This is a genomic window from Thauera sp. DNT-1 (assembly GCF_055393985.1).
Genome location: NZ_AP043752.1, coordinates 91,859 through 115,414, shown reverse-complemented (window position 1 = coordinate 115,414; position 23,556 = coordinate 91,859). Strand labels below are relative to the sequence as shown.

Below are 23,556 nucleotides of genomic sequence, written 5' to 3'. Positions count from 1 at the left end.
GCAGTCCGCACGATGACGACACCTTACCCGACGCCGCACGCGCGCAGTGCGCTGTCTCTGATGCTGCCCTGGCTGATCCTCGCCGTGGTGGTCGGCGTGCTCGACCAGGTCACCAAGCAGATGGTGATGGCGAATCTGCGCCTCGGCGAGCTGATTCCGATCACAGGCTTCTTCGATCTGGTGCTGGTGTTCAACACGGGCGCCGCGTTCAGCTTTCTCGCCGACCACAGCGGGTGGCAACGCTGGTTTTTCACCATACTGGCCTTCGGCATCAGCGCCTGGCTGCTGACGCTGATGCACCACCATCGCCACGAAAAGCTGCTGCCGACCGCCTTCGCCCTGATCATCGGCGGTGCGCTCGGCAACGTCTATGACCGCCTCGTGCATGGCGCGGTGGTCGACTTCCTGCACTTCCACTACGCCGGCTGGAGCTGGCCGGCGTTCAACCTGGCCGACTCGGCCATCACCGTGGGTGTCGCGATGATGCTCTGGGGCCAGTTCTTTGGTCCCAAAGCCGGCGACCCGCCCCGACCGGGAGCACCATCTTGAGCGAAGCGATCCAGGCCAACAGCCTCGTCACCCTGCACTACCGCATCTCGCTGCCGAGCGGTCAGCCGCTGATCAGCACCTTCAACGCCACCCCCGCCACGCTGCAATTGGGCGCAGGCGAAATGCTGCCGGCGATGGAGCGGCTGCTGATCGGCCTGATGCCGGGCACGCACCACATCTTCGAACTGGCGGCAGACGAAGCCTTCGGCCCCTATCGCGACGAGCTGGTCGAGCGCGTCAAGCGCGAACACATGCCCGACGAGGAGATCGAAGCGATGAGCATCATGGAGTTCACCGCACCCGATGGCTCACGCTACTCCGGCCTGGTGCGCGAGATCGACGCGCAGTCGGCGCTGATCGACTTCAACCACCCGCTGGCGGGCAAGGCGATCCGCTTCGAGGTGCAGGTGATCGGGATCTCCTGAGCGCCGCCCGCGACACCCCACAGAGACGAAAGATGAACGACAAGGAAATCCTGCTCGCCAACCCGCGCGGCTTCTGCGCCGGGGTCGAGCGCGCGATCGAGATCGTCGAACGCGCCCTGAAGCGCTACGGCGCGCCGATCTACGTGCGCCACGAGGTCGTGCACAACAAGTTCGTCGTGGACGACCTGCGCGCCAAGGGTGCGATTTTCGTCGACGAACTCGACGAGGTCCCTACCGGCAATACGGTGATCTTCTCGGCCCATGGCGTCTCGCTCGCGGTGCGCGAGGAAGCCGAGCGCCGCGGGCTGCGCGTCTTCGACGCCACCTGCCCGCTGGTGACGAAGGTCCATGTCGAGGTGGCGCGCATGCGCGACCAGGGCAAGGAGATCGTCATGATCGGTCACAAGGGCCACCCCGAGGTCGAGGGCACGATGGGCCAGGTCGACGGCGGCATCCATCTGGTCGAGACCCCGGCCGACGTCGCCGGCCTGCAGGTGGCCGACCCAGAACAGCTCGCCTACGTGACCCAGACCACGCTGTCCGTGGATGACGCGGCCGCGATCGTCGATGCCCTGCGCACCCGCTTCCCCCGGGTCGTCGGCCCGAAGAAGGACGATATCTGCTACGCCACGCAGAACCGCCAGGACGCGGTGAAGTTCATGACCCCATACGCGGACGTGGTGTTCGTGGTCGGGTCGAAGAACAGCTCCAACTCCAACCGCCTGCGCGAGGTCGCCGCGCTGCGCGGCGTGCCCGCCTACCTGATCGACAACGCCGCCGGCATCGACCCCGCCTGGATCGAGGGCAAGCGCCGCATCGGCGTGACCGCGGGGGCCTCGGCGCCCGAGGTGCTGGTGGCCGAGGTGATCGCGCGCCTGGAAGAACTGAGCGGCGGCGCGGTGCGCAACCTCGACGGCGTGCCCGAGCGCGTGACCTTCGCGCTGCCCAAGGAGTTGCAGGACCCGCGCTGAAGCTTCGGCGCAAGGCGGGAGAGAATCGCGCCTTGCGTCGCTTCTGCAAGGCGGCGGTCGAGTCGCGTGTACTTGGCGGTCGAGTCGCGTGTACTTTCCTGTGGGAGCGACGCAAGTCGCGATCGTGGCGCCTTGAATCGGCGCCGCGCGTGATGGAATGCGCGAGCCGCAAGTCGCGCCTCGCTTCTCTCCGCTTCACCCGCCGATGTGCGGCTCCATGATGCGCCGGTAGAACTCGTGGAAATGCTGCATGCCGTCCTCGAAGGGCGACTGGTAGGGGCCGACCTCGTTGCGCCCCTCCTTCAGCAGCGCCCTGCGGCCGCGATCCATGCGCTCGCCGATCTCGTCGTCCTCGATCGCAGTCTCCATGTAGGCGGCCTGCTCGGCCTCGACGAACTCGCGCTCGAACTCGACGATGTCCTCCGGGTAGTAGAACTCCACCACGTTGGTCGTCTTATCCACATCCGTCGGAATCAGCGTGCTCACCACTAGCACGTGCGGGTACCACTCCACCATCACATTCGGGTAGTAGGTGAGCCAGATCGCACCATGCGTCGGCTTCTTCTCGCCGTAGTAGTCGATCACCGCCTTGTGCCACTTGGCGTAGGTCTCCGAGCCCGGCTTGGCGAGCGAGGTGATGCCCACCTTCTGTACCGAATACCAGTCGCCGAACTGCCAGCTCAGGTCCTTGCAGGTCACGAAGTTGCCCAGTCCGGGGTGGAAGGGCACGACGTGATAGTCCTCCAGATAGACCTCGATGAAGGTCTTCCAGTTGTAATTGCAATGGTGGACCTCGACCTTGTCGAGCTTGTAGCCCGAGAAATCGAATTCGCCCGCCACCTGCATCCCGGCAAGGTCGGCGCTCGCCGAGCGCGGGCCCTTGAAAAGCAGGCCATTCCAGCGTTCGAGCTCGTCGCGCCTGAGGCCCAGGCAGGGCTTCTCGGGGAAGTGCGGTGCGCCGAGCAGGTTGCCCTGGCGGTCGTAGGTCCAGCGGTGCACCGGGCAGACCACGAGCTTGGTCGTGCCGCTGCCCTGCAGCATGATCGCCTGGCGGTGGCGGCAGACGTTGGACATCTGGTGCACACCCGCCTCGGTGCGGAACAGCAGCTTGGCGTGGTCGAGCCACTCCAGCGAGCGGTAGTTGCCGACCTCGGGAACCATCAGCTCATGGCCGACGTACCCCGGACCGGCATCGAAGAGGAGTTTCTTCTCCAGTTCGAAAACCTGCTGGTCGAAGTACCACGAGACAGGCAGCTGGGAGGCTGCCTGGGCCAGTCGAGCCTTGGAAGCGATGTCGGACATCCCCGAACCTCCTCTTGCGGACAAGAAATCCGGAAAAATAAAGGGTTTAGTGTAAGACACCCCCCGTTTGACCGCCATACCCGCCTTCGGTTATTTTTCCGCTTTTGCCGCGCCAGATATCGATCCATGCCAAAGTCGGCATCCTCCCCCAAGTCGTTCGAAGCGGCGGTCTCCGAGCTCGAGGCCATTGTCCAGGAAATGGAATCCGGCAATCTGCCGCTCGAGGATGCCCTCGCGCGCTATCAGCGTGGCGTCGGCCTGCTGCGTCACTGCCAGACCACGCTCGGCGACGCCGAGCAGCGCGTGCGCATGCTCGAAGGCGACGGCCTCACCGATTTCCCGACCGAACCGACCCGCGACGGCGACGAGGCAGGCGCATGAACACAGACAGCAAGCTCCCCTCCTTCTCCGAATGGACGGCGCAGATCCAGCAGCGCACCGAGGTCGCGCTCGCCGGCGTGCTGCCCGATGCCGCGATCGCCCCGCATCGCCTGCACGAGGCGATGCGCTACGCGGTGCTCGGCGGTGGCAAGCGCGTGCGTCCGCTGCTCGCGCATGCGGCCGGCGCACTCGCCGGCGCCGCTGCCGAGGACCTCGACCGCATCGCCTGCGCGGTCGAGCTGATCCACGCCTATTCGCTGGTGCACGACGATCTCCCTTGCATGGACGATGACGTGCTGCGTCGCGGCAAGCCTACCGTGCATGTCGAGTTCGAGGAGGCCACCGCCCTGCTCGCCGGCGACGCGCTGCAGACGCTGGCCTTCCAGGTGCTCGCCGAGCGTCCGCTCGGCACGGACCCCGCGAACCAGCTCGCGATGCTGAACCAGCTCGCCATCGCGTCAGGCTCGCGCGGCATGGCCGGCGGCCAGGCGATCGACCTCGCCTCGGTGGGCAAGCGGCTGGGGCGCGAAGAGCTCGAGTTCATGCACATCCACAAGACCGGGGCGCTGATCCGCGCCGCGGTGCTGCTCGGCGCGCGTGCCGGCGGCACATTGGGTGCCGACGAGCACGCACGCCTGGACCACTACGCCAAGGTCGTGGGCCTGCTCTTCCAGGTGGTCGACGACCTCCTCGACGCCGAGGCCGACACCGCCACGCTGGGCAAGACCGCGGGCAAGGACGCCGACAACGACAAGCCGACCTACGTGAGCCTGCTCGGCCTGGTCGACGCCCGCCGCCTCGCCGAGGAGATGCTCGACGAGGCGCGCGCCAGCCTGCGCCCTTTCGGCGCGCGTGCGCTGCGCCTTGAGCAGCTCGCGGACTACATCGTGCATCGCGCCTTCTGATCGCGCCTGACTGCGGCCCCCAAGAACAACCCAAAAGCCGGATCCCCCATGGCCCCCTACCCGAACCTGGAACGCGTCGGCTGTCCCGCCGACGTCCGTGCACTCGATCGCCGCGAACTCGGCGCCCTCGCCTCCGAATTGCGCGCCTTCCTGATCGAGTCGGTATCGAAGACCGGCGGCCATCTGTCCTCCAACCTCGGCACCGTCGAGCTGACGATCGCGCTGCACCACGTTTTCAACACCCCTCACGACCGCATCGTGTGGGACGTCGGCCACCAGACCTACGGCCACAAGGTGCTCACCGGCCGCCGCGAGGCGATGACCGGGCTGCGCCACTTCGGCGGCATCTCCGGCTTCCCGCGGCGCTGCGAGAGCGAGTACGACACCTTCGGCACCGCACACTCCTCCACCTCGATCTCGGCTGCGCTCGGCATGGCCGTGGCGGCGCGCGCACGCGGCGAGGACCGCCACGCGATCGCGGTGATCGGCGACGGCGCGATGTCGGCCGGCATGGCCTTCGAGGCCCTCAACAACGCCGGCGACATGGAGAACCTCAACCTGCTGGTGATCCTCAACGACAACGAGATGTCGATTTCGCCACCGGTGGGGGCGCTCACCAAGATCCTCGCCCGCATGATGTCGGGCTCGACCTACAACACCGCGCGCCGGGTCGGCGAGAAGGTGCTCGGCGTCGCCCCGCCGGTGGCCGAGCTCGCGCGCAAGGTCGAGGAGTACGCCAAGGGCATGATCGGCCCGGGCACGCTGTTCGAGGAGTTCGGCTTCCACTACTACGGTCCGATCGACGGCCACGACCTCGACGCACTGATTCCGACCCTGCAGAACCTGCGCAAGCTCAAGGGACCGCAGTTCCTCCACGTGATCACCCGCAAGGGCCAGGGCTACAAGCTCGCCGAGGCCGACCCGGTGCTCTACCACGGGGTGTCGAAGTTCGATCACACCGCCGGCATCCAGGCCGCCAAGGGCGGTGGCAAGCTCACCTACACCCAGGTGTTCGGCGACTGGCTGTGCGACATGGCCAAGGCCGATCCGCGCATCGTCGGCATCACCCCGGCGATGCGCGAGGGCTCGGGCCTGGTGCGCTTCGCGCAGGAGTTCCCCGAGCGCTACTTCGACGTCGGCATCGCCGAGCAGCACGCGGTCACCTTCGCCGCCGGGCTGGCCTGCGAGGGCTTCGTGCCGGTGGTGGCGATCTACTCGACCTTCCTTCAGCGCGCCTACGACCAGCTCATCCACGACGTCGCGCTGCAGAACCTGCCGGTCGTGTTCGCGATCGACCGCGGCGGCCTGGTGGGCGCCGACGGCGCGACCCACCATGGCGCCTTCGACCTCTCCTTCCTCAGCTGCGTGCCCAACATGGTGGTGATGGCGCCCTCAGACGAGGACGAATGCCGCCAGATGCTCTACACCGCGGTGCAGCATGCGGGCCCGAGCGCGGTGCGCTATCCGCGTGGCGGCGGCAACGGCACCGCGCCCCGGGCACAGATGCGCGCCCTGCCGATCGGCAAGGGCGAGGTCGTGCGCCGTGGCCGCGGCATCGCCCTGCTCGCCTTCGGCAGCCTGCTCGGAGTGGCGCGCGAGGTCGCCGAGACGCTCGACGCCACGGTGGCCAACATGCGCTTCGTCAAGCCGCTCGACGTCGAGCTGGTGGCCGAACTCGCCACCAGCCACGACCTCATCGTCACCCTCGAGGAGAACGCGGTGATCGGCGGCGCCGGCGCCGAGGTCTCACGGCTCGTCGACGGCCTCGCCACGCGCCCACGCGTGCTGCGCCTGGGCCTGCCCGACCACTTCATCGACCACGGCGACCAAGCACAACTGCTCGCCTCGGTCGGCCTCGATCAGGACGGCATCCTCGCCAGCATCGCACGCGCGACCGGAGCCCCGGAGCGCGCCTAAAGGTTGAGCATTTTTGTCGGGAAAGATAAGATCGCCAGCAAAGTGCAACACGATTGCACTTTGCTGGCGGCTCCGGCACGCCCATTCCCCCGACCACCCGCAGGGAACCTGCCCATGAACACCCCCAACGCAATCGCCATCCCGGACGTGCAGAGCAGCGCCGACAGCCGCCGGATCGCGATCGACAAGGTCGGCATCAAGTCGATCCGCCACCCCATCAAGGTCGCCGACAAGCGCGGCGGCGTGCAGCACACGGTGGCCAGCTTCAACATGTACGTTGGTCTGCCCCACAACTTCAAGGGCACCCACATGTCGCGCTTCATCGAGATCCTCAACGGCCGCGAGCGCGAGATCTCGGTGGAGAACTTCGAGCCCATGCTGCGCACCATGGTCGAGCGCCTCGAGGCCGAGACCGGCCACGTCGAGATGAGCTTCCCCTACTTCATCAACAAGACGGCGCCGGTGTCCGGCGTGCAGAGCCTGATGGACTATGAGGTCTGCTTCATCGGCAGCATCGGCGAGGGCGGCGCCTACGAGTTCACCATGAAGGTCGTGGTGCCGGTGACCAGCCTGTGCCCATGCTCGAAAAAGATCTCCGCGTACGGCGCGCACAACCAGCGCTCTCACGTCACCGTCACCGCGGTGCTCAACGACCACCTATGGATCGAGGAGATGGTGCAGATGGTCGAGGCCCAGGCCTCGTGCGAGGTCTTCGGCCTGCTCAAGCGCCCCGACGAGAAGTGGGTCACCGAGCGCGCCTACGACACCCCTAAGTTCGTCGAGGACATGGTGCGCGACGTCGCCGGCCAGCTGAACCGCGAGCCGCGCATCGACGCCTACGTGGTCGAGTCCGAGAACTTCGAGTCGATCCACAACCACTCCGCTTACGCGCTGATCGAGCGCGACAAGCGCGGCGGGGCCTGACCCCCGCCCCTTTAGCGGGGCCGTGTCGCGGGTGCGCTCGGGCACGCACGCCCGGCGCCGCGACGCGATGGTCGCAAGCGCGTCGGCGGAGTAAGATAAGCGTTTTCTGAAATAGGAGAACGCATGATGTCCAAGTCCCACGTCCAGATCGTGAGCGATGTCTCCAAGGCGCTCGCCACGCTGCGCAAGGAGATCCCCGAGACCATGCAGGGCTTCGGCGCGATGGCCAAGAGCTCGCTGCAGGACGGCGTGCTGAGCGAGCTGCAGAAGGAACTCATCGCACTCGCGATCGCCGTCACCCAGCGCTGCGACGCCTGCATCGGCTTCCACATCAAGGCGCTGATCCGCCTCGGCGCGACCCGCGAGCAGATCATGGAGACCCTGGGCGTGTGCACCTATATGGGCGGCGGCCCGGCCCTGATGTACGCCGCGGAAGCGGTGCGCGCCTACGAGGAGATGCTGCCGCAGGCCAGGTGAGCGCAGCCCGGGCCCGACCGCGGCCGCCTTGCCCGTCCCGATGCGCCGGGTCGGGGCCGGCGACGGGGTCTCTTCACTTTACCCCCCGCAAAAAACTGTTCACTTCCCGGAAAAAAACACTATAATGCCGACCTTCGAGCGGAGAGGTGGCAGAGTGGTCGAATGTACCTGACTCGAAATCAGGCGTAGGTGCAAGCCTACCGTGGGTTCGAATCCCACCCTCTCCGCCAATTTAAACTTGAAGTTGCGGGAACAGTCGTTATAATCCCGGTTCTTCGCAGTGCAGCAAGAAGCGCCCGTAGCTCATCTGGATAGAGTACCTGGCTACGAACCAGGGGGTAGGAGGTTCGAATCCTTCCGGGCGCGCCAAAAAAAGCCTTCCGATTTCGGGCTCTAAACGATTTCGGCAACGCGCCCGTAGCTCATCTGGATAGAGTACCTGGCTACGAACCAGGGGGTAGGAGGTTCGAATCCTTCCGGGCGCGCCAGTTTCGAAAAACGCCGACTCTTCACCGGGTCGGCGTTTTTTTTCGTCCTCCTTTTCCGTCCCTCCTCGTCGCATCGGCGCGCCCCCGCCCGATACCCGAGCGGCCCATCCGGGACCCGCCCGGATGCACCGCGCCGACCGCTCAGGACACGCACACCGCCCCGCCCTGCCGCACCGGCTCGAGGAAGGCGCAGACGAGTTCGATGACCGCGGCCGGACGCTCGCGATGCGGCACGTGGAAGGTGTCCGGCAGGATCGCCACCTGCGCCGGGCCCGCGGAGAGCTCGCCGATCGTCTCGGGGTGCACGCTCGTGCCGTACTCGTCATGCATGCCATGGATGGCCAGCACAGGGCAACGCACCTGCGGCAGCACCGACCTCAGCGACCAGGCCGCGAAGCCGGGATGCAACCAGCTCTCGGTCCACGCATCCAGCACCCAGCGCGCCTTGTCGCCGTGATAGCGCGCCAGGCGCTGCAGCTGCGATTCATCGACGAACTGCTCCTTGGCCTCGGCGATGCTGCTCAGGGTGAGGTCCTCGGGGAAGACCTGGGCCGACTCGGTGATCAGGGCGTCGCAGGCCCCGGCAAATGCAGCCGCGCAATTCACCGCCATGCCGCCGCCGACGCTGTGGCCGAACACCACGAAGCGCTCCAGGCCGAGCTGCTCGCGCACCGCCGGAAAATACGCCTGCGCCTCCTCGGCGATGAAGTCCAGCGCCGGCAGCGCCTCGCGCGCATCCGAGCGGCCGAACCCGAGGCGGTCGTAGGCGATCACCCGGCGCCCGCTCGCGGCGCTCAGCTCCGCCGGGAAGTCGCGCCACAGCTCGACACAGCCGAGCGAGTCGTGGAGCAGCACGATCGGGCTCGCCGGCCGCTCGCCGGCCGCCCCGGACGGGGTCCATTCCCGCGCGAAGATGCGCCCCTGCGGATGATGCACCCACGAGTCGCGGGGCTGGGTTTCGGAAGCTCGGCTTGGGCTCATCGTTTCGTCGTCTCCATGTATTCATTTTCCGCGTGTTCGCGCTCCGGCGAGTTCTGCCGGAGCACCAGGCCATACGATTCCGTATTGAACACGGCGCCACATTCTTTCATCCTTGGGAGATCCGTCAAGTGCGGGCGCAGCATCCGCGGGCAAGCTCGGTTAAGCTGATGCCCTCGCGGTCCTCACCCATTCGTCCATGTCCGACACCCACGCACTGCTCGGCCTGCCAGCCGGCGCGAGCGCGCAACAGATCAAGCGCGCCTTCCGCAAGCTCGCCATGCGATGGCATCCCGATCGCAATCCCGACCCCGCCGCCGCCGATCAGTTCAGGCGGCTGCGCGATGCGCACGACCGCCTGCTCGCCGCCCTGCTCGAAGGCAAGGAGAAGGCACACGAGGACGCGGCTGCCACCCAGCCTCCGCCGCAGCGCGGCGCGGACCGCTGGCAGACACTGGAGATCAGCATCGAGGAGAGCTTCACCGGGGCGCGGCGGACGGTCGAGGTCGAGCGCCGCAGCCCCTGCGTGCTGTGCGGCGGCAGCGGCATCGAGAAGCTCAGCGTGAGCCGCCTATGCACACCCTGCCGAGGCTCGGGCCGCTTGCACGGACCTGCGGGGCTGGAGCGCTGCCCGGACTGCGAGGGGCGGGGCTATCGCAACACGGGACCGTGTGGCGGCTGTGGCGGCAGCGGGGAACAAATGCAGACTCGTCATCTCGAGGTGCTCATTCCACCCGGGGTGGTGGACGACGACGAACTGCGTCTCGCCGGCGAGGGCGAGGCGCACCCCGAGCCGCGCCATCGCGCTGGCGACCTGCACCTGCAGATCCGCCTCGCCAGTCATCCGCTGTTTCGCCGCGAGGGCCGCGACCTGGTGCTGCGCCGCCCGGTCAGCGCGCTGCGCCTGCTGATCGGCGGGACCCTGCGCGTGCCCCACCCGACGGGCGTGCGCAGCATCGAACTCGAGCCCGGCCTCGCCCATCCGCGCAGCCTGCGCGTACCCGGCGCCGGCTTTCCGGCGCACGGCCGGCGCGCACGTGGCGACCTCGTCGTGGAGTTCGAGCCCGAACTCCCCCACGCCCCCGAACGCTCGCTGCACGGCCTGATCGACGAACTCGACCGCGCGCTCGCCGCGCGCGCCGAGCACCACTTCCCCGAGCTCGCGCGCTGGGAGTCGGTGTGGCTGGACGAGCACTGAGCGCGGGTGCAAGCGGCGGAGCGGGACGGCATCGCACACGGCACGGCCCCGCCAGGAGGCGGCTGGCGCGGGCCGCAAGGTCGGACCCGCGCCAACCGCCGATCGCCGCTCAGAGCGGCGCTTCGATGCGCTCGATGCCACCCATGTAGGGCACCAGCGCCCGCGGGATCACGATCGAACCGTCGGCCTGCTGGTGGTTCTCCAGCACCGCAACCAGGGTGCGCCCCACCGCCAGACCGGACCCGTTGAGCGTGTGCACCAGCTCGTTCTTGCCCTGCGCGTTCTTGAAGCGGGCCTGCATGCGACGCGCCTGGAAGGACTCGCAGTTCGAGCAGCTGGAGATCTCGCGGTATGTGTTCTGCGCCGGCAGCCACACCTCGAGATCGTAGGTCTTCGCAGCCGAGAAGCCCATGTCGCCGGTGCACAGCGTGATCACCCGGTAGGGCAGCTCGAGCTTCTGCAGGATGGCCTCGGCGTGGCCGACCATCTGTTCGAGCGCCTCCTTGCTCTTCGCCGGCTCGACGATCTGCACCATCTCGACCTTGTCGAACTGGTGCTGGCGGATCATGCCGCGCACGTCGCGCCCGCCGCTGCCCGCCTCGGAGCGGAAGCAGGGGCTATGCGCGGTAAGACGGATCGGCAGGCTCTCGAGCGCGAGCACCTCCTCGCGCACGCTGTTGGTGAGCGTGATCTCTGCGGTCGGGATCAGGTACTGCTCGAGGCCCTCCTCGTCGCCGCCGCGCAGCACCCAGAACAGATCCTCCTTGAACTTGGGCAGCTGACCGGTGCCGTAGAGCGCCGAGCCATTGACGATGTAGGGCGTGTAGCACTCGGTGTAGCCGTGCTCGCGGGTGTGGGTGTCGAGCATGAACTGCGCGAGCGCGCGATGCAGGCGCGCCACCGGACCGCGCAGGAAGGCGAAGCGCGAGCCCGACAGCTTGGCGCCGGTCTCGAAGTCGAGGCCGAGCGGAGCGCCGAGGTCCACGTGGTCGCGCACCTCGAAGTCGTAGGCGCGCGGCGTACCCCAGCGCCGCACCTCGACGTTGCCGGTCTCGTCTGCGCCCGCCGGAACATCGTCCTGCGGCAGGTTCGGCAGGGTGGCCAGGAAGGCGTTGATGCGCTCGAGCAGCATCGGCAGGGCCTGCTCGCAGGCCTTGAGCCCGTCGCCGAGCTGGGCGACCTCGGCCATCACCGCGGAGGCGTCCTCGCCCTTGCCCTTGAGCATGCCGATCTGCTTGGACAGCGCGTTGCGGCGGGCCTGCAGTTCCTGGGTGCGGGTCTGCAACTGCTTGCGCTCGTCCTCGAGGGCCTGGAAGGCGGCGGTGTCGAGCTGCATCCCGCGCGTGGCGAGGCGTGCGGCGACGTGGTCGAGCTGGGTGCGGAGAAGCTGGATATCGAGCATCGGAAACGTTCCTGAAAAGCGATCGGCAAAAGTTGATGCGGATTCTCGGAAAACCGTCGCAGGCGACTGATTACATGGCGGGGTCGCGCGACAAGACCTCGCGCTTCGCAAAATCGGCTTTCTTAATCAACGACTTGGTTCTGGTTCTGAATTTCTATCGAACTTGTAAAAGCGGATCGGTCCACTATCCTTGAGTTGACAACAAAGCCGCATCAGACGGCCCGGACCTGGAGGAAACGGCATGCTATCCATTCGCGACTGCCTGGACTACTGCGATCTCACCGACGAGGAGGTGTTGTTGATTGCCGAGCATGAGGACATCCCGGATGCCGCCGCCGCGCAGCTTTGCTGCGGGCTCGTGCAGACGCCGGAGGGCGTGCTGGCACTCACGCACTACATGCGCGAACTCATCGAGCGTGCCAATGCATGCGGGGACGTGCGCAAGGCCAAACTGGCGGCTTCCGTCTGCGAGCGTTTCATGAAGGATCATCCCCTCCCCCACTGATTCTCTCCTCGCCCGGCGTACCTTTGCTCGCCGGGACTTCGCGCGAGGCGCCGCCCGCAGATGGCGACGGCCTCGCGTATTGTTTTCCGCCCTCCGCCGCCTTGCGGTCGAGTTCGCGCAGCCAAGCGAGCTTCTGGCCGATCTTGCCTTCGAGGCCGCGCGGAGTGGGTTGGTACCACCCGGGCGACTGCATTCCCTCGGGGAAATAATTCTCGCCCGCTGCATAGGCCTCGGGCTCGTCGTGCGCGTAGCGGTAGGCCTTGCCGTAGTCGAGCGCCTTCATCAGCTTGGTCGGCGCGTTGCGCAGGTGCAGCGGCACCGGACGCGAGCCGTCGTGGGCGACAAAGGCGCGCGCGGCCTTGTAGGCCTTGTAGGCGGCGTTGGACTTGGCCGCGCAGGCCATGAAGATCGTCGCCTGGGCGAGCGCGAGTTCGCCCTCGGGAGAACCGAGGCGCTCGTAGGTGTGGCAGGCATTGAGCGCGATCTCGAGCGCACGCGGATCGGCCAGGCCGATGTCCTCCACCGCCATGCGGATCAGCCGCCGGCCGAGGTAGAGCGGATCGGCGCCGCCGTCGAGCATGCGGCACAGCCAGTACAGCGAGGCATCCGGATCCGAGCCGCGCACCGACTTGTGCAGGGCGGAAATCTGGTCGTAGAAGGCCTCTCCGCCCTTGTCGAAGCGGCGCAGGTTGCGCGACAGGGCCTGGTCGACGAAGGTGGCGCTCACCGGATCGACCTTGGCGGTCTCGGCGGCAACCTGGACCTGTTCGATCAGGTTCATCAGCCTGCGCGCGTCGCCGTCGGCAAAGCCGATCAGGCGCTCGCGCGCATCCTCGTCGAAGCCGAGCGTCGGGCAGGCGATCGCGTGCGCGCGCTCGAACAGGCGCAGCATGGCATCGTGGTCGAGCGACTCCAGCACATACACCGCGGCGCGCGACAGCAGCGCGGAGTTGACCTCGAACGAAGGGTTCTCGGTGGTGGCGCCGATGAAGGTCACCAGGCCCTGCTCGACGTAGGGCAGGAAAGCGTCCTGCTGCGCCTTGTTGAAGCGGTGCACCTCGTCGACGAAGAGGATGGTGTGGCGACCGCGCGCCTTGGCGGCCTGGGCCTGCTGGATCGCCTCGCGGATCTCCTTGACCCCGGAGAACACCGCGGACAGGGCGACGAACTCGGCGTCGAAGCCGCGCGCCATCAGCCGTGCGAGCGTGGTCTTGCCGACGCCGGGCGGGCCCCACAGAATCATCGAGTGCGGCCGGCGCGACTCGAAGGCCAGTCGCAGCGGCTTGCCCGGTCCCAACAGGTGTGACTGGCCGGCGACCTCGTCGAGGGTGTGCGGCCGCATGCGCTCAGCGAGCGGCACCTGCGGCGGCTCGAGGGCGTCGAACAGGTCGGTCATGCGGAGCCCCCTTGCAGACGGCCCATGGACTCGGGGATCGATTGCGGCGTGCGCACGCGTGCGTGGGGAGTCAGCGCGCGCCGGGCAGTTCGCCGATCACGTCGGCGCCTGCGGGCGGCTCGAAGCGGAAGCGGTCCTCGGCGAGCACCGGGTTGGCGCGCAGGCGGGTGAAGCGGATCACCGTGGTCTGGCCGAAGTGGTCGCGCATCTCCATACGCCGCAACTGGCCTTCAGCCAGCCCGATGCGCAGCGACTCGAAGCCGCTCTCGGTGCGCTTCGGACGCGCCTCGGCCCAGGCCAGACCGTCCCGCTCGCCGGCGTCGGCGAGCTCGAAATTGTCGTCGAGCGCGCCGCTGCCGAACAGGATCGCCGCCGGGGTGGCGCCGAGCGCCTCGCCGATCGCGCGTACGGTCACCTGGTTGAGGTCGGGATCCCAGGACCACAGGGTCTTGCCGTCGCCCACCAGCACCTGGCGATAAGGCCGGTCGTACTCCCAATGGAAGCGCCCCGGGCGGGCGTAGGCGAAGCTGCCCGAGGCCTCCTGAGGTCGGCGCCCGGACTGCGCGGTGACGACCTGCTCGAACTCGCCCTCCGCGCTGCGCGCGCCGGCGACGAAGTCGCGCAGCTGCTGCACGCCACCCGCCGCCGTGGCGCCCAGGGCCGCCAGCGCGAGCACGACGCCCGCCACGCCGCGCAGCAGCGCGGCCGGTCGCGTGTTGAACTGGATCATTCGCTCTCCTTGGCCGGCACGATCACTTCGCGGTTGCCATTGCTGCCCATCGGCGACACCAGGCCGGCGCGCTCCATCTGTTCGATCAGGCGCGCGGCGCGGTTGTAGCCAATGCGCAGGTGGCGCTGCACCAGCGAGATCGAGGGCCGGCGCGTCTTCACCACGATCTCCACGGCCTGGTCGTAGAGCGCGTCCGACTCGCCGTCATCGCCTTCCCCGCCACTGCCGAGCGCGGCGTCGACATCGTCCTCGGCCGAGGAAAGGATGCCCTCGATATAGTCGGGCGGACCGATCTTCTTGAGGTGGTCGACCACCTTGTGCACCTCGTCGTCGGCGACGAAGGCACCGTGCACGCGCACCGGCAGCCCGGTACCGGGCGCGAGGTAGAGCATGTCGCCCATGCCGAGCAGGGTCTCGGCGCCCATCTGGTCGAGGATGGTGCGCGAGTCGATCTTGCTGGAGACCTGGAAAGCGATACGCGTGGGTACGTTGGCCTTGATCAGGCCGGTGATCACGTCAACCGAAGGGCGCTGGGTGGCGAGGATGAGGTGGATGCCGGCGGCGCGCGCCTTCTGCGCCAGGCGGGCGATCAGCTCCTCGACCTTCTTGCCGACCACCATCATCATGTCGGCAAGCTCGTCGACCACCACCACGATGTAGGGCAAGGGCTCGAGCGGCTCCGGGTTCTCGGGGCTGATCGAGAATGGGTTGGTGAGCGGCTGCTCGGCCTTGCGCGCCTCCTGCACGGCCTTGTTGAAGCCGGCGAGGTTGCGCACGCCCACCGCCGCCATCAGCTTGTAGCGCTTGTCCATCTCCGCCACGCACCAGTTGAGCGCGTTGCCGGCGTGCTTCATGTCGGTGACGACGGGTGCGAGCAGGTGCGGGATGCCCTCGTAGATCGACAGCTCGAGCATCTTCGGGTCGACCATGATCAAGCGCACCCGATCGGGCTCACTCTTGTAGAGCAGCGACAGGATCATCGCGTTGATGCCGACCGATTTGCCCGAGCCCGTCGTACCCGCCACCAGCAGGTGTGGCATCTTGGCCAGGTCGGCCACCACCGGCTGGCCACCGATGTCCTTGCCGAGCACCACGGTAAGCGGCGAATGCGCGTCCTGGTACACCTTGGAACCGATGATCTCCGACAGGCGCACCATCTGCCGCTTCGGGTTGGGCAGCTCGAGCGCCATGCAGGACTTGCCCGGCACGGTCTCGACGACGCGGATCGACACCAGCGACAGCGCGCGCGCGAGGTCCTTGGCAAGGTTCACCACCTGGCTGCCCTTGACCCCGGTTGCCGGCTCGATCTCGTAGCGAGTGATCACCGGGCCGGGGTAGGCGGCGAGCACCTTGACCTCGACGCCGAAGTCGGCGAGCTTGGTCTCGATCAGGCGCGAGGTGAACTCGAGGGATTCGGGCGAAGGCGGCTCCACGCCACCGCTGGCCGGATCGAGCAGTGCCACCGGCGGGATCACGCCCTCGGCCGCATCCTGGAACAGGGTCTGCTGGCGCTCCTTCTCCACCCGCTCGGACTTGGTCACGGCGACCACCGCCGGCTCGATGCGCAGCGGCGCGGGCTCGGCCTTCTCGACCTTCTTGCGCCGGGTCTGCACCACCTCCTCGCGCTTGTGCGCCACCTCGCGACCCACACGGCGGTCCTGCCAGCGCAGCCAGGCCTGCTGCACGCCGAGCACCGCCTGCTCGATGCCAAGACCGATGCGCTCCATCAGAGCCAGCCACGACACCCCGGTGAACAGCGACAGCCCCGTGGCCAGCAGCGCGAGCAGCAGCAGCGTGCCGCCGGTGAAGCCGAAGCTGCGCCGCACGAACTGGGCGAGTTCCATGCCGATCAAGCCGCCGGGCTCGAGCGGCAGCGCCGCACCGTGGGAGTGGAAACGCAGGAATTCGAGCGCGCTGCTGGTGATCAGCACCACGAAGAAGCCGATCATCACGAAGATGAAGGAGCGGTGGTCGAGCTCGAGCCTGTTCTTGAGGCGGCGGAAACCCCACAGCAGGCTGTAGCCGAGGAAGACCACCCACCACCACGAGGAAATGCCGAAGAGATAGAGCAGGAGGTCCGCCAGCCAAGCGCCGAAACGCCCGCCCGGATTGGCAACGCGGGTGACGTCGGAGGCGTGCGACCAGCCCGGGTCGGACTCGCTGTAGCCGACGAGGATCATGCCGACGTAGAGCGAGACCACGCCGAGGATCAGCCAGCGGGCCTCCTGCAGCAACAGCGAGATCTTTTCGGGCAGCGGCTGGGAACGGGAGGACGAACGAGACAGCATTGCGTTGCGGCCGCAGGGAGAGTGGAACAACCCCGGATTATACGGGATCGGTCCCCACCCCGCCGCCGCGCTTGCGGATGCTCACAAACGGCCGAGCGGCGAGCGCGCGTTCACACGTCGTTGAGGCGCTCACGCAACAGGATGCCGTCGGGCCCTTCCTCGATCAGACCCTGCTGGCCGAGGTCCTTCATCACCCGGCTCACCATCTCGCGCGAGGCGCCGATCATCTTGGCGATGTCCTGCTTGGAGATGCGCCGGACCACCACCGACTGGCCACCGACGTCCTCGGCCATCTCGATCAGCAGGCGCGCAACACGGCCGTAGACATCCATGAGCGCGAGGCTCTCGATCTTGCGATCGGCGTTGCGCAGGCGCTCGGCGAGGTTGCACATGATGCGCCAGGACACGTCGAAGCTGTCCTGCATGATGCGGCGGAAATCCTGCTTGGAGATCAGCACCAGATCGGCCGGCACCACGGCGATCACCGAGGCCGAGCGCGGCCGCTCGTCGAACATGCCCATCTCGCCGAAGAGCTCGCCCTGGCCGAGGATGGACAGGATTACCTCGCGGCCGTCCTCGTCGCTCACCACGACCTTGAGGCTGCCGGTGAGCACGAGATAGACGTAGTCGGGACGGTCGCCCGCGCACACCACGGACTGCCCGCGGGGGAAGCGACGCATCATCGACACGCGCGCGATGCTGGCCAACGACTCGTCGGACAGGCCATGGAACAGCGGGAAGGTCTTCAGGGCGACGACGGAAACGGCGGTGGCTTGGGTCATGCGCGCTCCAGGCACGAGGAGTGGAACAGTTGAAACATGCATTTTCAAGTTTATACGATCACCCCGGGCTTATTCTCGATTTCGTGACGGAGATCACACTTTCCGCATCCAGCGGGAATTCGATGCGTATCGCTGCACCACAGACAGGAACGCGCGTCTCCCCATCGGAATCACGCGCGAACGCCCGGACTCCGGCGACCACCTCCAACCCCCGCCGCCCCCTCCGCTATAATCGGCGCCTCGCAATCCACCCGCAGGAAGCTTCGTCCATGACCACCAAACACGCCCGTCTGCTGATCCTCGGCTCCGGCCCCGCCGGCTACACCGCCGCCGTCTATGCCGCGCGCGCCAACCTGAACCCGGTGCTGATCACCGGCCTCGCCCAGGGCGGCCAGCTCATGACCACGACCGAGGTCGACAACTGGCCGGCCGATGCAGACGGCGTGATGGGTCCGGACCTGATGGCGCGCTTCCAGAAGCACGCAGAGCGCTTCAACACCGAGATGATCTTCGACCACATCCACACCGTGAAGCTGGGCGAGAAGCCCTTCCGCCTGGTCGGCGACAGCGGCGAATACACCTGCGATGCGCTGATCATCTCCACCGGCGCCACCGCCAAGTACCTCGGCCTGCCCTCGGAGGAAAAATTCGCCGGGCGCGGCGTGTCGGCGTGCGCCACCTGCGACGGCTTCTTCTACCGCAACCAGGACGTCGCGGTGATCGGCGGCGGCAACACCGCGGTCGAGGAGGCGCTCTACCTCGCCAACATCGCGAGAAAGGTCACCCTGGTGCACCGCCGCGAGAAGTTCCGCGCCGAGAAGATCATGATCGACAAGCTGATGGAGAAGGTCGCCGCCGGCAGGATCGAGCTCGCGCTCAATGCCACGCTCGACGAGGTGCTGGGCGACAACACCGGCGTGACGGGGATGCGCATCAAGGGCGTGAACAACGGCGCCACCCGGGAGGTGGCGCTGCAGGGCGTGTTCATCGCCATCGGCCACAAGCCCAACACGGACATTTTCGAAGGCCAGCTCCAGATGGAGGGCGGCTACATCGTCACCCAGGGCGGACGGAACGGCAACGCGACGCAGACAAGCGTTCCCGGCGTGTTCGCTGCCGGCGACGTGCAGGACCACATTTACCGCCAGGCGGTGACTTCGGCCGGCACCGGCTGCATGGCCGCACTCGACGCCGAGCGCTACCTCGACGCCCTCGGCGTCTGAGCAGGCCGATGAGCCGCCGCGCTCCCGCGCCGGGTCCGGCCGGCAACCCAGGACGCGACGCGCAGGGCGCGGTGCCGAAGCCCGCCTCGCCCTTCGCAGCCCTGCGCAAGCAGCTGCAGCAGCGCGCGCTCCCGGCACCCGTGTCGTCGCCCGCCCCGGCGAGGCGTATCCGCCACCCGCTTGAGGAAGACTCCTCCAGCGCCGGTGCCGATCGTGCACAGGAGCCCGACGCGGAGGCGCTCGAGCTCTTCCGGCGCAGCGTCGGCGCGGTGCGCCCGGTGCGCGGCACGGACCGCGTCGAGATCCACCGCCCCCGCCCTGCCCCGCGGCCGCGCACGCAAGCCGTGGAGGACGAGGAAACCGAGGAGCCCGTCCGTGCGCGACCCGAGACCGACCCGCTGCGCGCGGCCTACGAGGGCGTGATGCCGCTGAGGGATACCGGCCGAGTGGCGCTCGACACACCGCTGCGTCACCACGCCCGCCATGCAGGCGGTACGCATCCCGCGCCGGCGCTGCGACCCGACGCGATCGTGCTGCCCGCGGACGCCGACGTCAGCGATCCGGCAGCGCTCTTTCTTGCGGTGGTGGGCAATGCCCGCCCGGTTGCCGACCGCAACCGCGTGGAGCTGGAGCGCCCGCAGCCGGCACCTGCGCCGCTCAAGCGCGAGGAGGACGAGCGCGCGGCGCTCGGCGAATCGCTCGCCGCACCGCTCACCTTCGAGGATCGCCTGGACATGGGCGACGAGGCGGCCTTCCTGCGGACCGGGCTGCCGCGCCGGGTGCTGACCGATCTGCGCCGCGGGCGCTGGGTGCTGCAGGGCCAGATCGACCTCCACGGTCTCACCCGCGACGAGGCGCGCGCCGCGCTGGCGAACTTCCTGCACGACGCGCTTGCCCAGGGCAAGCGCTGCATCCGGGTGATCCACGGCAAGGGCCACGGCTCGCCCGGGAAGGTGTCGATCCTGAAACAGCTGTCGCGCGGCTGGCTGGCGCAGCGCGAGGAGATCCTCGCCTTTTGCCAGGCCGGCCCCCACGATGGCGGCGGCGGCGCCCTGCTGGTGCTGCTGCGCGCGCAGAACGCCGCGCCGCGCGCCCGAATGCCGTTACCCGCCTGAGTGCCGCCGCCCGAATATCAGATCGCCGCTTCGTTGGTCTCGCCAGTGCGGATGCGGATGACCTGCTCCACCGGCGTGATGAAGATCTTGCCGTCGCCGATCTTGCCCGTGTGCGCGGCCTTCACGATCGCCTCCACCGCCTGGTCGACGATGTCATCGGCAAGCACGACCTCGACCTTGATCTTGGGCAGGAAGTCGACCACGTATTCAGCACCGCGATAGAGCTCGGTGTGGCCCTTCTGGCGGCCGAAACCCTTGACCTCGGTCACCGTCAGGCCCGTGATCCCCACCTCGGACAGGCCCTCGCGCACCTCGTCCAGCTTGAACGGCTTGATGATCGCCTCGATCTTCTTCATCCGGCTTGCTCCTCTTTCAGAATTCGTCCTGGTAGCGGGATGTTATCGGATAACGCCAATCCCTGCCGAAACCGCGCTGGGTCACACGGATGCCCACCGGGGCCTGGCGGCGCTTGTACTCGTTGCGCTTGAGCATACCCACCACGCGCCGCACCTCGCCCTCGGGGAAGCCCGCGGCGACGATGTCGCGCGGCGACTCGTCGCGCTCCATGTAGGCCTGGATGATGGCGTCAAGCATGTCGTAGGGCGGCAGGCTGTCCTGGTCCTTCTGGTCGGGCTTGAGCTCGGCCGAGGGCGGTCGGTCGATGATGTTCTGCGGGATCACCGGGCTCACCGTGTTGCGCCAGTTCGACAGGCGGAAGACAAAGGTCTTGTAGAGGTCCTTGAGCACGGCGAAGCCGCCGGCCATGTCGCCGTAGAGCGTGGCGTAGCCGGTGGCCATCTCGCTCTTGTTGCCGGTGGTGAGCACGATCGCGCCGGTCTTGTTCGACAGCGCCATCAGTAGCATGCCGCGGATGCGCGCCTGCAGGTTCTCCTCGGTGGTGTCGGCGGGCAGGCCGGCAAACTGGTCGGCAAGCAGCTCGGCAAAGACCTTCATCGCCGGCTCGATCGCGATCTCGTCATAGCGCACGCCCAGCCGCGCCACCATGTCGCGCGAGTCGTCGAGGCTCATTTGAGCGGTGTAGGGCGAAGGCATCATCACCGCACGCACCTTGTCGGCGCCGAGCGCATCGACCGCGATCGCCAGGGTCAGCGCCGAGTCGATCCCGCCCGACAGGCCGATGATCGCGCCCGGGAAACGGTTCTTGGCGAGATAGTCGCGCACCCCGATGCGCAGCGCCTCGTACACCTCGGCCTCGAGCGTCCGCGCAGGAACGTGCTCACCGCCCGACCAACCGCCCGAGGCGTAGTCGACGATCGCGACGCGCTCGACGAAGCTGCCGAGTTGCAGCCCGACCGCGCCGCCGGCGTCGAGCGCGAAGGAGGCGCCGTCGAAGACCAACTCGTCCTGGCCGCCCACCATGTTGCAGTACAGCACGGGCAGGCCGGTCTCGGCCACGCGCGCGCGCAGCACCTCCAGGCGCTGAGCCTGCTTGTTCATGTGGTAGGGCGAAGCGTTGAGCGCCAGCAGAACCTGCGCCCCGGCCGCCCGCGCGGCCTCCGCGGGACCGCGCTCCCAGACGTCGGCGCAGATGTTCACCCCGAAGCGCACGCCAGCGCACTCGAACACGCAAGCCGTGCCGCCGGCCTCGAAGTAGCGCTCCTCGTCGAAGACCTCGTAGTTGGGCAGCAGGCTCTTGTGATAGCGCGTCAGCACCGCGCCGTCGCGCAACACCGAGGCCGCATTGTAGCGCTCGCCGCCGTCCTCCACCGGGTGGCCAAGCACCACCGTGACCCCCCGCGCAGCAGCGGCGATGCGTTCGACCTCACGCGCGCAGGCGCGATAGAAATCCGGTCGCAGCAGCAAGTCCTCGGGCGGATACCCGGACAGCGCAAGCTCGGGCGTGAGCAGCAGTTGCGCGCCGGCCGCGCGTGCGTCGTCGAGCGCGGCGATGATGTGGTCGGCGTTGCCGACCAGATCGCCCACGGTCAGGTTGAGCTGGGCGACAGCGATGGAAACGGGGGCTTGGGCATGTGCGTTCATGGAGCGGAACTATACCGCTTCGGCGAAGCTCCACGACAGGCTCTGCGTGCGCCGGACCGCGCGCCTGAGCACGCTCTCGCGCCCAAGCGCGCTCCGCTACGCGATGGTTTGCCCCGACTCGAACCGTGCGGCCGTCTCGCGAGCGAAGCGCGACCGTGGATGCCCGCGTACAAACCCACAGCCCGGGTGCGCAAGCCTGTGGACAAGGCGTGGATAGCGCTTGCAAGTCGCTGTCGCGGCAACGTATCGTCGCACTGCACAAAAAACAGGCAGCCGTGCCCCCTGCCCCAGCCACCATGAGCCAGCCCGACGGATTCCACTTCATCCCCCGCATCGCCCGTATCGACGCACGCCAGTGGGATGCCCTGGTCGACGCGAGCTGCGCAAGCGCCGCGCCCTGTATCCGCCACGCCTTCCTGCACGCCCTCGAAGAGAGCGGCTGCGTGGGCGGGCGCAGCGGCTGGACGCCCGCGCACGCCACCCTGTGGCGCGGCGGCACGTTGGGCGCGGCCATGCCGCTCTATGTGAAGACGCATTCCCGGGGCGAGTACGTCTTCGACTGGGCCTGGGCCGAGGCCTACCAGCGCCACGGCCTCGACTACTACCCGAAGTGGCTCGCGGCCGTGCCCTTCACGCCCATCCCCGGGCCACGCCTGCTCGGCCACGACCACGGCGCACGCCGGGAACTGCTCGCCGCCCTGCTCGCGAAGGCGCTGGAGAGCGGGCTGTCGTCGCTGCACCTGCTTTTCCCGCTCGATCGCGAGCGCCCGCTGCTCGAGGCCGCCGGGCTAATGATCCGCGAGGACGTGCAGTTCCATTGGAGAAATCCACCCGCCTCCACCGAGACCGAGCCGACGCCCGCGGAATCCAGCGCGCCTATCTCCGTCCGGCAGCGGCGCTGGGCCGACTTCGAGCATTTCCTCGCCAGCCTGTCCGGCGCCAAGCGCAAGAAGATCCGCCAGGAACGCCGCCGCGCAGCCGCACACGGTCTGGATCTGCAGTGGCTGGACGGGCATGAAGCGCGGGACGAGGACTGGGCGTTCTTCGCGCACTGTTACGCCAACACCTACGCGCAGCACCGCTCCACGCCCTATCTCGCAGCAGATTTTTTTGTGCGGCTCGCGCACAGCATGCCCGAGGCCGTCCGTCTGCTGGTGGCTCGCCGCGACACCCAGCCGATCGCCGCCGCCTTCTTCCTGTGCGATCGCGAGGCGCTGTACGGGCGTTACTGGGGGTGCGTCGAGGACCTGCCCTTCCTGCACTTCGAGCTGTGCTACTACCAGGCCATCGAATACTGCATCGAGCATGGTCTGACCCGCTTCGAGGGCGGCGCACAGGGGGAGCACAAGCTCGCCCGCGGTCTGCTCCCGGTGCGTACCTTCTCCGCGCACTGGCTCGCGGATCCGCGCTTTCGCGGCGCGGTCGACGATTGGCTGGCAAGGGAGCGTGCGGGCGTGGGGCACTATCTCGACGAACTGGCGGAGCACAGCCCATTCCTTCGCGAGAAGGGACCCGGCGGCATCGAGACCGGCGCAGCAGGAGCCGCGGAGCCCCAGCGGGGTTCGCGCCGGCAGTGAAGAGAGAAGCGCGACCCGGCGG

Annotated in this window: 22 protein-coding genes and 3 tRNA genes; 16 read left to right on the top strand and 9 right to left on the bottom strand. The window is 67.9% G+C overall.

Annotation, left to right across the window (positions count from 1 at the left end; translation table 11 throughout):
* Window positions 1-12: 12 nt before the first annotated feature.
* Genes lspA through ispH form a run of 3 tightly spaced genes read left to right on the top strand, consistent with a single transcriptional unit; the run spans window position 13 to window position 1,945 of the window.
* Window positions 13-549 carry a signal peptidase II gene (gene lspA, locus ACZ5PP_RS00550; RefSeq protein WP_464826576.1) on the top strand — a complete coding sequence of 179 codons (537 nt, stop codon included), beginning with the start codon at window positions 13-15 and terminating at the stop codon, window positions 547-549.
* Window positions 546-974, top strand: coding sequence for an FKBP-type peptidyl-prolyl cis-trans isomerase (locus tag ACZ5PP_RS00545; RefSeq protein WP_004310084.1), 429 nt, complete (start codon window positions 546-548; stop codon window positions 972-974). The genes lspA and ACZ5PP_RS00545 overlap by 4 nt, the downstream gene beginning before the upstream one ends.
* 32 nt (window positions 975-1,006) lie before the next feature.
* A complete protein-coding gene (gene ispH, locus ACZ5PP_RS00540; RefSeq protein WP_004310083.1) occupies window positions 1,007-1,945 on the top strand; it encodes a 4-hydroxy-3-methylbut-2-enyl diphosphate reductase in 939 nt (312 codons plus the stop codon).
* Window positions 1,946-2,140: 195 nt separating this feature from the next.
* Here the strand turns inward: ispH and ACZ5PP_RS00535 are convergent, their stop codons facing one another.
* Window positions 2,141-3,247 (bottom strand): aromatic ring-hydroxylating oxygenase subunit alpha, encoded by a 1,107-nt coding sequence (locus tag ACZ5PP_RS00535; protein ID WP_004310081.1) that lies wholly within the window; start codon window positions 3,245-3,247, stop codon window positions 2,141-2,143.
* A gap of 126 nt (window positions 3,248-3,373) precedes the next feature.
* On the opposite strand from ACZ5PP_RS00535, the gene ACZ5PP_RS00530 reads away from it, so the two are divergent.
* From ACZ5PP_RS00530 to ACZ5PP_RS00495, 8 genes are all read left to right on the top strand, one after another.
* Complete coding sequence (locus ACZ5PP_RS00530) at window positions 3,374-3,628, top strand: exodeoxyribonuclease VII small subunit (protein ID WP_138860375.1); 255 nt, start codon at window positions 3,374-3,376, stop codon at window positions 3,626-3,628.
* Window positions 3,625-4,533: a polyprenyl synthetase family protein gene (locus ACZ5PP_RS00525; protein WP_464826575.1), complete on the top strand. Its 909-nt coding sequence runs from the start codon at window positions 3,625-3,627 to the stop codon at window positions 4,531-4,533. The genes ACZ5PP_RS00530 and ACZ5PP_RS00525 overlap by 4 nt, the downstream gene beginning before the upstream one ends.
* Before the next feature lie 48 nt (window positions 4,534-4,581).
* Window positions 4,582-6,450 carry a 1-deoxy-D-xylulose-5-phosphate synthase gene (dxs, locus tag ACZ5PP_RS00520; protein WP_464826574.1) on the top strand — a complete coding sequence of 623 codons (1,869 nt, stop codon included), beginning with the start codon at window positions 4,582-4,584 and terminating at the stop codon, window positions 6,448-6,450.
* A 114-nt stretch (window positions 6,451-6,564) separates the two neighbouring features.
* On the top strand, window positions 6,565-7,374 hold the full coding sequence (folE2, locus tag ACZ5PP_RS00515) for a GTP cyclohydrolase FolE2 (RefSeq protein WP_464826573.1): 810 nt from the start codon (window positions 6,565-6,567) through the stop codon (window positions 7,372-7,374).
* Window positions 7,375-7,500: 126 nt separating this feature from the next.
* Entirely contained in the window at window positions 7,501-7,851 is a 351-nt protein-coding gene (locus ACZ5PP_RS00510) for a carboxymuconolactone decarboxylase family protein (protein WP_187283041.1), read from the top strand.
* Window positions 7,852-7,991: 140 nt separating this feature from the next.
* Window positions 7,992-8,081, top strand: a tRNA-Ser gene (locus ACZ5PP_RS00505).
* A gap of 62 nt (window positions 8,082-8,143) precedes the next feature.
* Window positions 8,144-8,220: transfer RNA gene (locus tag ACZ5PP_RS00500), tRNA-Arg, on the top strand.
* 42 nt (window positions 8,221-8,262) lie between these two features.
* A tRNA-Arg gene (locus ACZ5PP_RS00495) sits at window positions 8,263-8,339 on the top strand.
* 141 nt (window positions 8,340-8,480) lie between these two features.
* On the opposite strand, the gene ACZ5PP_RS00490 is transcribed toward ACZ5PP_RS00495, so the two are convergent.
* Window positions 8,481-9,320 (bottom strand): alpha/beta fold hydrolase, encoded by an 840-nt coding sequence (locus ACZ5PP_RS00490; protein WP_012585182.1) that lies wholly within the window; start codon window positions 9,318-9,320, stop codon window positions 8,481-8,483.
* A 196-nt stretch (window positions 9,321-9,516) separates the two neighbouring features.
* Between ACZ5PP_RS00490 and ACZ5PP_RS00485 the strand changes: the two genes are divergently transcribed.
* A complete protein-coding gene (locus ACZ5PP_RS00485; protein ID WP_004310065.1) occupies window positions 9,517-10,515 on the top strand; it encodes a DnaJ C-terminal domain-containing protein in 999 nt (332 codons plus the stop codon).
* A 109-nt stretch (window positions 10,516-10,624) separates the two neighbouring features.
* Here ACZ5PP_RS00485 and serS read toward each other — a convergent pair whose 3' ends face one another.
* Entirely contained in the window at window positions 10,625-11,917 is a 1,293-nt protein-coding gene (serS, locus tag ACZ5PP_RS00480) for a serine--tRNA ligase (protein ID WP_004310064.1), read from the bottom strand.
* 241 nt (window positions 11,918-12,158) lie between these two features.
* On the opposite strand from serS, the gene ACZ5PP_RS00475 reads away from it, so the two are divergent.
* Entirely contained in the window at window positions 12,159-12,422 is a 264-nt protein-coding gene (locus tag ACZ5PP_RS00475; RefSeq protein WP_004310062.1) for a hypothetical protein, read from the top strand.
* Here the strand turns inward: ACZ5PP_RS00475 and ACZ5PP_RS00470 are convergent.
* From ACZ5PP_RS00470 to ACZ5PP_RS00455, 4 genes are all read right to left on the bottom strand, one after another.
* Window positions 12,394-13,818, bottom strand: a complete 1,425-nt coding sequence (locus ACZ5PP_RS00470) for a replication-associated recombination protein A (RefSeq protein WP_004310060.1) — start codon at window positions 13,816-13,818, stop codon at window positions 12,394-12,396. The genes ACZ5PP_RS00475 and ACZ5PP_RS00470 overlap by 29 nt on opposite strands.
* Before the next feature lie 70 nt (window positions 13,819-13,888).
* Complete coding sequence (lolA, locus tag ACZ5PP_RS00465) at window positions 13,889-14,548, bottom strand: outer membrane lipoprotein periplasmic chaperone LolA (RefSeq protein ID WP_043745308.1); 660 nt, start codon at window positions 14,546-14,548, stop codon at window positions 13,889-13,891.
* Window positions 14,545-16,836: a DNA translocase FtsK gene (locus ACZ5PP_RS00460; RefSeq protein ID WP_004304455.1), complete on the bottom strand. Its 2,292-nt coding sequence runs from the start codon at window positions 16,834-16,836 to the stop codon at window positions 14,545-14,547. Before ACZ5PP_RS00460 ends, lolA begins: the two co-directional genes overlap by 4 nt.
* Before the next feature lie 110 nt (window positions 16,837-16,946).
* The gene (locus ACZ5PP_RS00455) at window positions 16,947-17,618 is read right to left on the bottom strand and encodes a Crp/Fnr family transcriptional regulator (protein ID WP_004304457.1); all 672 of its coding nucleotides are present in this window, start codon (window positions 17,616-17,618) and stop codon (window positions 16,947-16,949) included.
* Between the two features lie 269 nt (window positions 17,619-17,887).
* Between ACZ5PP_RS00455 and trxB the strand changes: the two genes are divergently transcribed.
* On the top strand, window positions 17,888-18,841 hold the full coding sequence (gene trxB, locus ACZ5PP_RS00450; protein WP_273422077.1) for a thioredoxin-disulfide reductase: 954 nt from the start codon (window positions 17,888-17,890) through the stop codon (window positions 18,839-18,841).
* Window positions 18,842-18,849: 8 nt separating this feature from the next.
* Window positions 18,850-19,956: a Smr/MutS family protein gene (locus ACZ5PP_RS00445; RefSeq protein WP_273422080.1), complete on the top strand. Its 1,107-nt coding sequence runs from the start codon at window positions 18,850-18,852 to the stop codon at window positions 19,954-19,956.
* Window positions 19,957-19,973: 17 nt separating this feature from the next.
* Here ACZ5PP_RS00445 and ACZ5PP_RS00440 read toward each other — a convergent pair whose 3' ends face one another.
* Together ACZ5PP_RS00440 and ACZ5PP_RS00435 are read right to left on the bottom strand one after the other, a co-directional pair.
* On the bottom strand, window positions 19,974-20,312 hold the full coding sequence (locus ACZ5PP_RS00440; protein ID WP_004304463.1) for a P-II family nitrogen regulator: 339 nt from the start codon (window positions 20,310-20,312) through the stop codon (window positions 19,974-19,976).
* Window positions 20,313-20,328: 16 nt separating this feature from the next.
* Entirely contained in the window at window positions 20,329-21,957 is a 1,629-nt protein-coding gene (locus ACZ5PP_RS00435) for an NAD+ synthase (RefSeq protein ID WP_004304465.1), read from the bottom strand.
* A gap of 296 nt (window positions 21,958-22,253) precedes the next feature.
* Here ACZ5PP_RS00435 and ACZ5PP_RS00430 point away from each other — a divergent pair, with 296 nt between their 5' ends.
* A complete protein-coding gene (locus tag ACZ5PP_RS00430) occupies window positions 22,254-23,534 on the top strand; it encodes a GNAT family N-acetyltransferase (RefSeq protein WP_276659212.1) in 1,281 nt (426 codons plus the stop codon).
* The last annotated feature ends 22 nt before the right edge of the window (window positions 23,535-23,556 follow it).

Coding starts and splice junctions, on each gene's coding strand:
- lspA (WP_464826576.1), top strand. CDS start 13: ATGACGACACCTTACCCGACGCCGCACGCGCGCAGTGCGCTGTCTCTG.
- ispH (WP_004310083.1), top strand. CDS start 1,007: ATGAACGACAAGGAAATCCTGCTCGCCAACCCGCGCGGCTTCTGCGCC.
- ACZ5PP_RS00535 (WP_004310081.1), bottom strand. CDS start 3,247: ATGTCCGACATCGCTTCCAAGGCTCGACTGGCCCAGGCAGCCTCCCAG.
- ACZ5PP_RS00530 (WP_138860375.1), top strand. CDS start 3,374: ATGCCAAAGTCGGCATCCTCCCCCAAGTCGTTCGAAGCGGCGGTCTCC.
- ACZ5PP_RS00525 (WP_464826575.1), top strand. CDS start 3,625: ATGAACACAGACAGCAAGCTCCCCTCCTTCTCCGAATGGACGGCGCAG.
- dxs (WP_464826574.1), top strand. CDS start 4,582: ATGGCCCCCTACCCGAACCTGGAACGCGTCGGCTGTCCCGCCGACGTC.
- folE2 (WP_464826573.1), top strand. CDS start 6,565: ATGAACACCCCCAACGCAATCGCCATCCCGGACGTGCAGAGCAGCGCC.
- ACZ5PP_RS00510 (WP_187283041.1), top strand. CDS start 7,501: ATGTCCAAGTCCCACGTCCAGATCGTGAGCGATGTCTCCAAGGCGCTC.
- ACZ5PP_RS00490 (WP_012585182.1), bottom strand. CDS start 9,320: ATGAGCCCAAGCCGAGCTTCCGAAACCCAGCCCCGCGACTCGTGGGTG.
- ACZ5PP_RS00485 (WP_004310065.1), top strand. CDS start 9,517: ATGTCCGACACCCACGCACTGCTCGGCCTGCCAGCCGGCGCGAGCGCG.
- serS (WP_004310064.1), bottom strand. CDS start 11,917: ATGCTCGATATCCAGCTTCTCCGCACCCAGCTCGACCACGTCGCCGCA.
- ACZ5PP_RS00475 (WP_004310062.1), top strand. CDS start 12,159: ATGCTATCCATTCGCGACTGCCTGGACTACTGCGATCTCACCGACGAG.
- ACZ5PP_RS00470 (WP_004310060.1), bottom strand. CDS start 13,818: ATGACCGACCTGTTCGACGCCCTCGAGCCGCCGCAGGTGCCGCTCGCT.
- lolA (WP_043745308.1), bottom strand. CDS start 14,548: ATGATCCAGTTCAACACGCGACCGGCCGCGCTGCTGCGCGGCGTGGCG.
- ACZ5PP_RS00460 (WP_004304455.1), bottom strand. CDS start 16,836: ATGCTGTCTCGTTCGTCCTCCCGTTCCCAGCCGCTGCCCGAAAAGATC.
- ACZ5PP_RS00455 (WP_004304457.1), bottom strand. CDS start 17,618: ATGACCCAAGCCACCGCCGTTTCCGTCGTCGCCCTGAAGACCTTCCCG.
- trxB (WP_273422077.1), top strand. CDS start 17,888: ATGACCACCAAACACGCCCGTCTGCTGATCCTCGGCTCCGGCCCCGCC.
- ACZ5PP_RS00445 (WP_273422080.1), top strand. CDS start 18,850: ATGAGCCGCCGCGCTCCCGCGCCGGGTCCGGCCGGCAACCCAGGACGC.
- ACZ5PP_RS00440 (WP_004304463.1), bottom strand. CDS start 20,312: ATGAAGAAGATCGAGGCGATCATCAAGCCGTTCAAGCTGGACGAGGTG.
- ACZ5PP_RS00435 (WP_004304465.1), bottom strand. CDS start 21,957: ATGAACGCACATGCCCAAGCCCCCGTTTCCATCGCTGTCGCCCAGCTC.
- ACZ5PP_RS00430 (WP_276659212.1), top strand. CDS start 22,254: ATGAGCCAGCCCGACGGATTCCACTTCATCCCCCGCATCGCCCGTATC.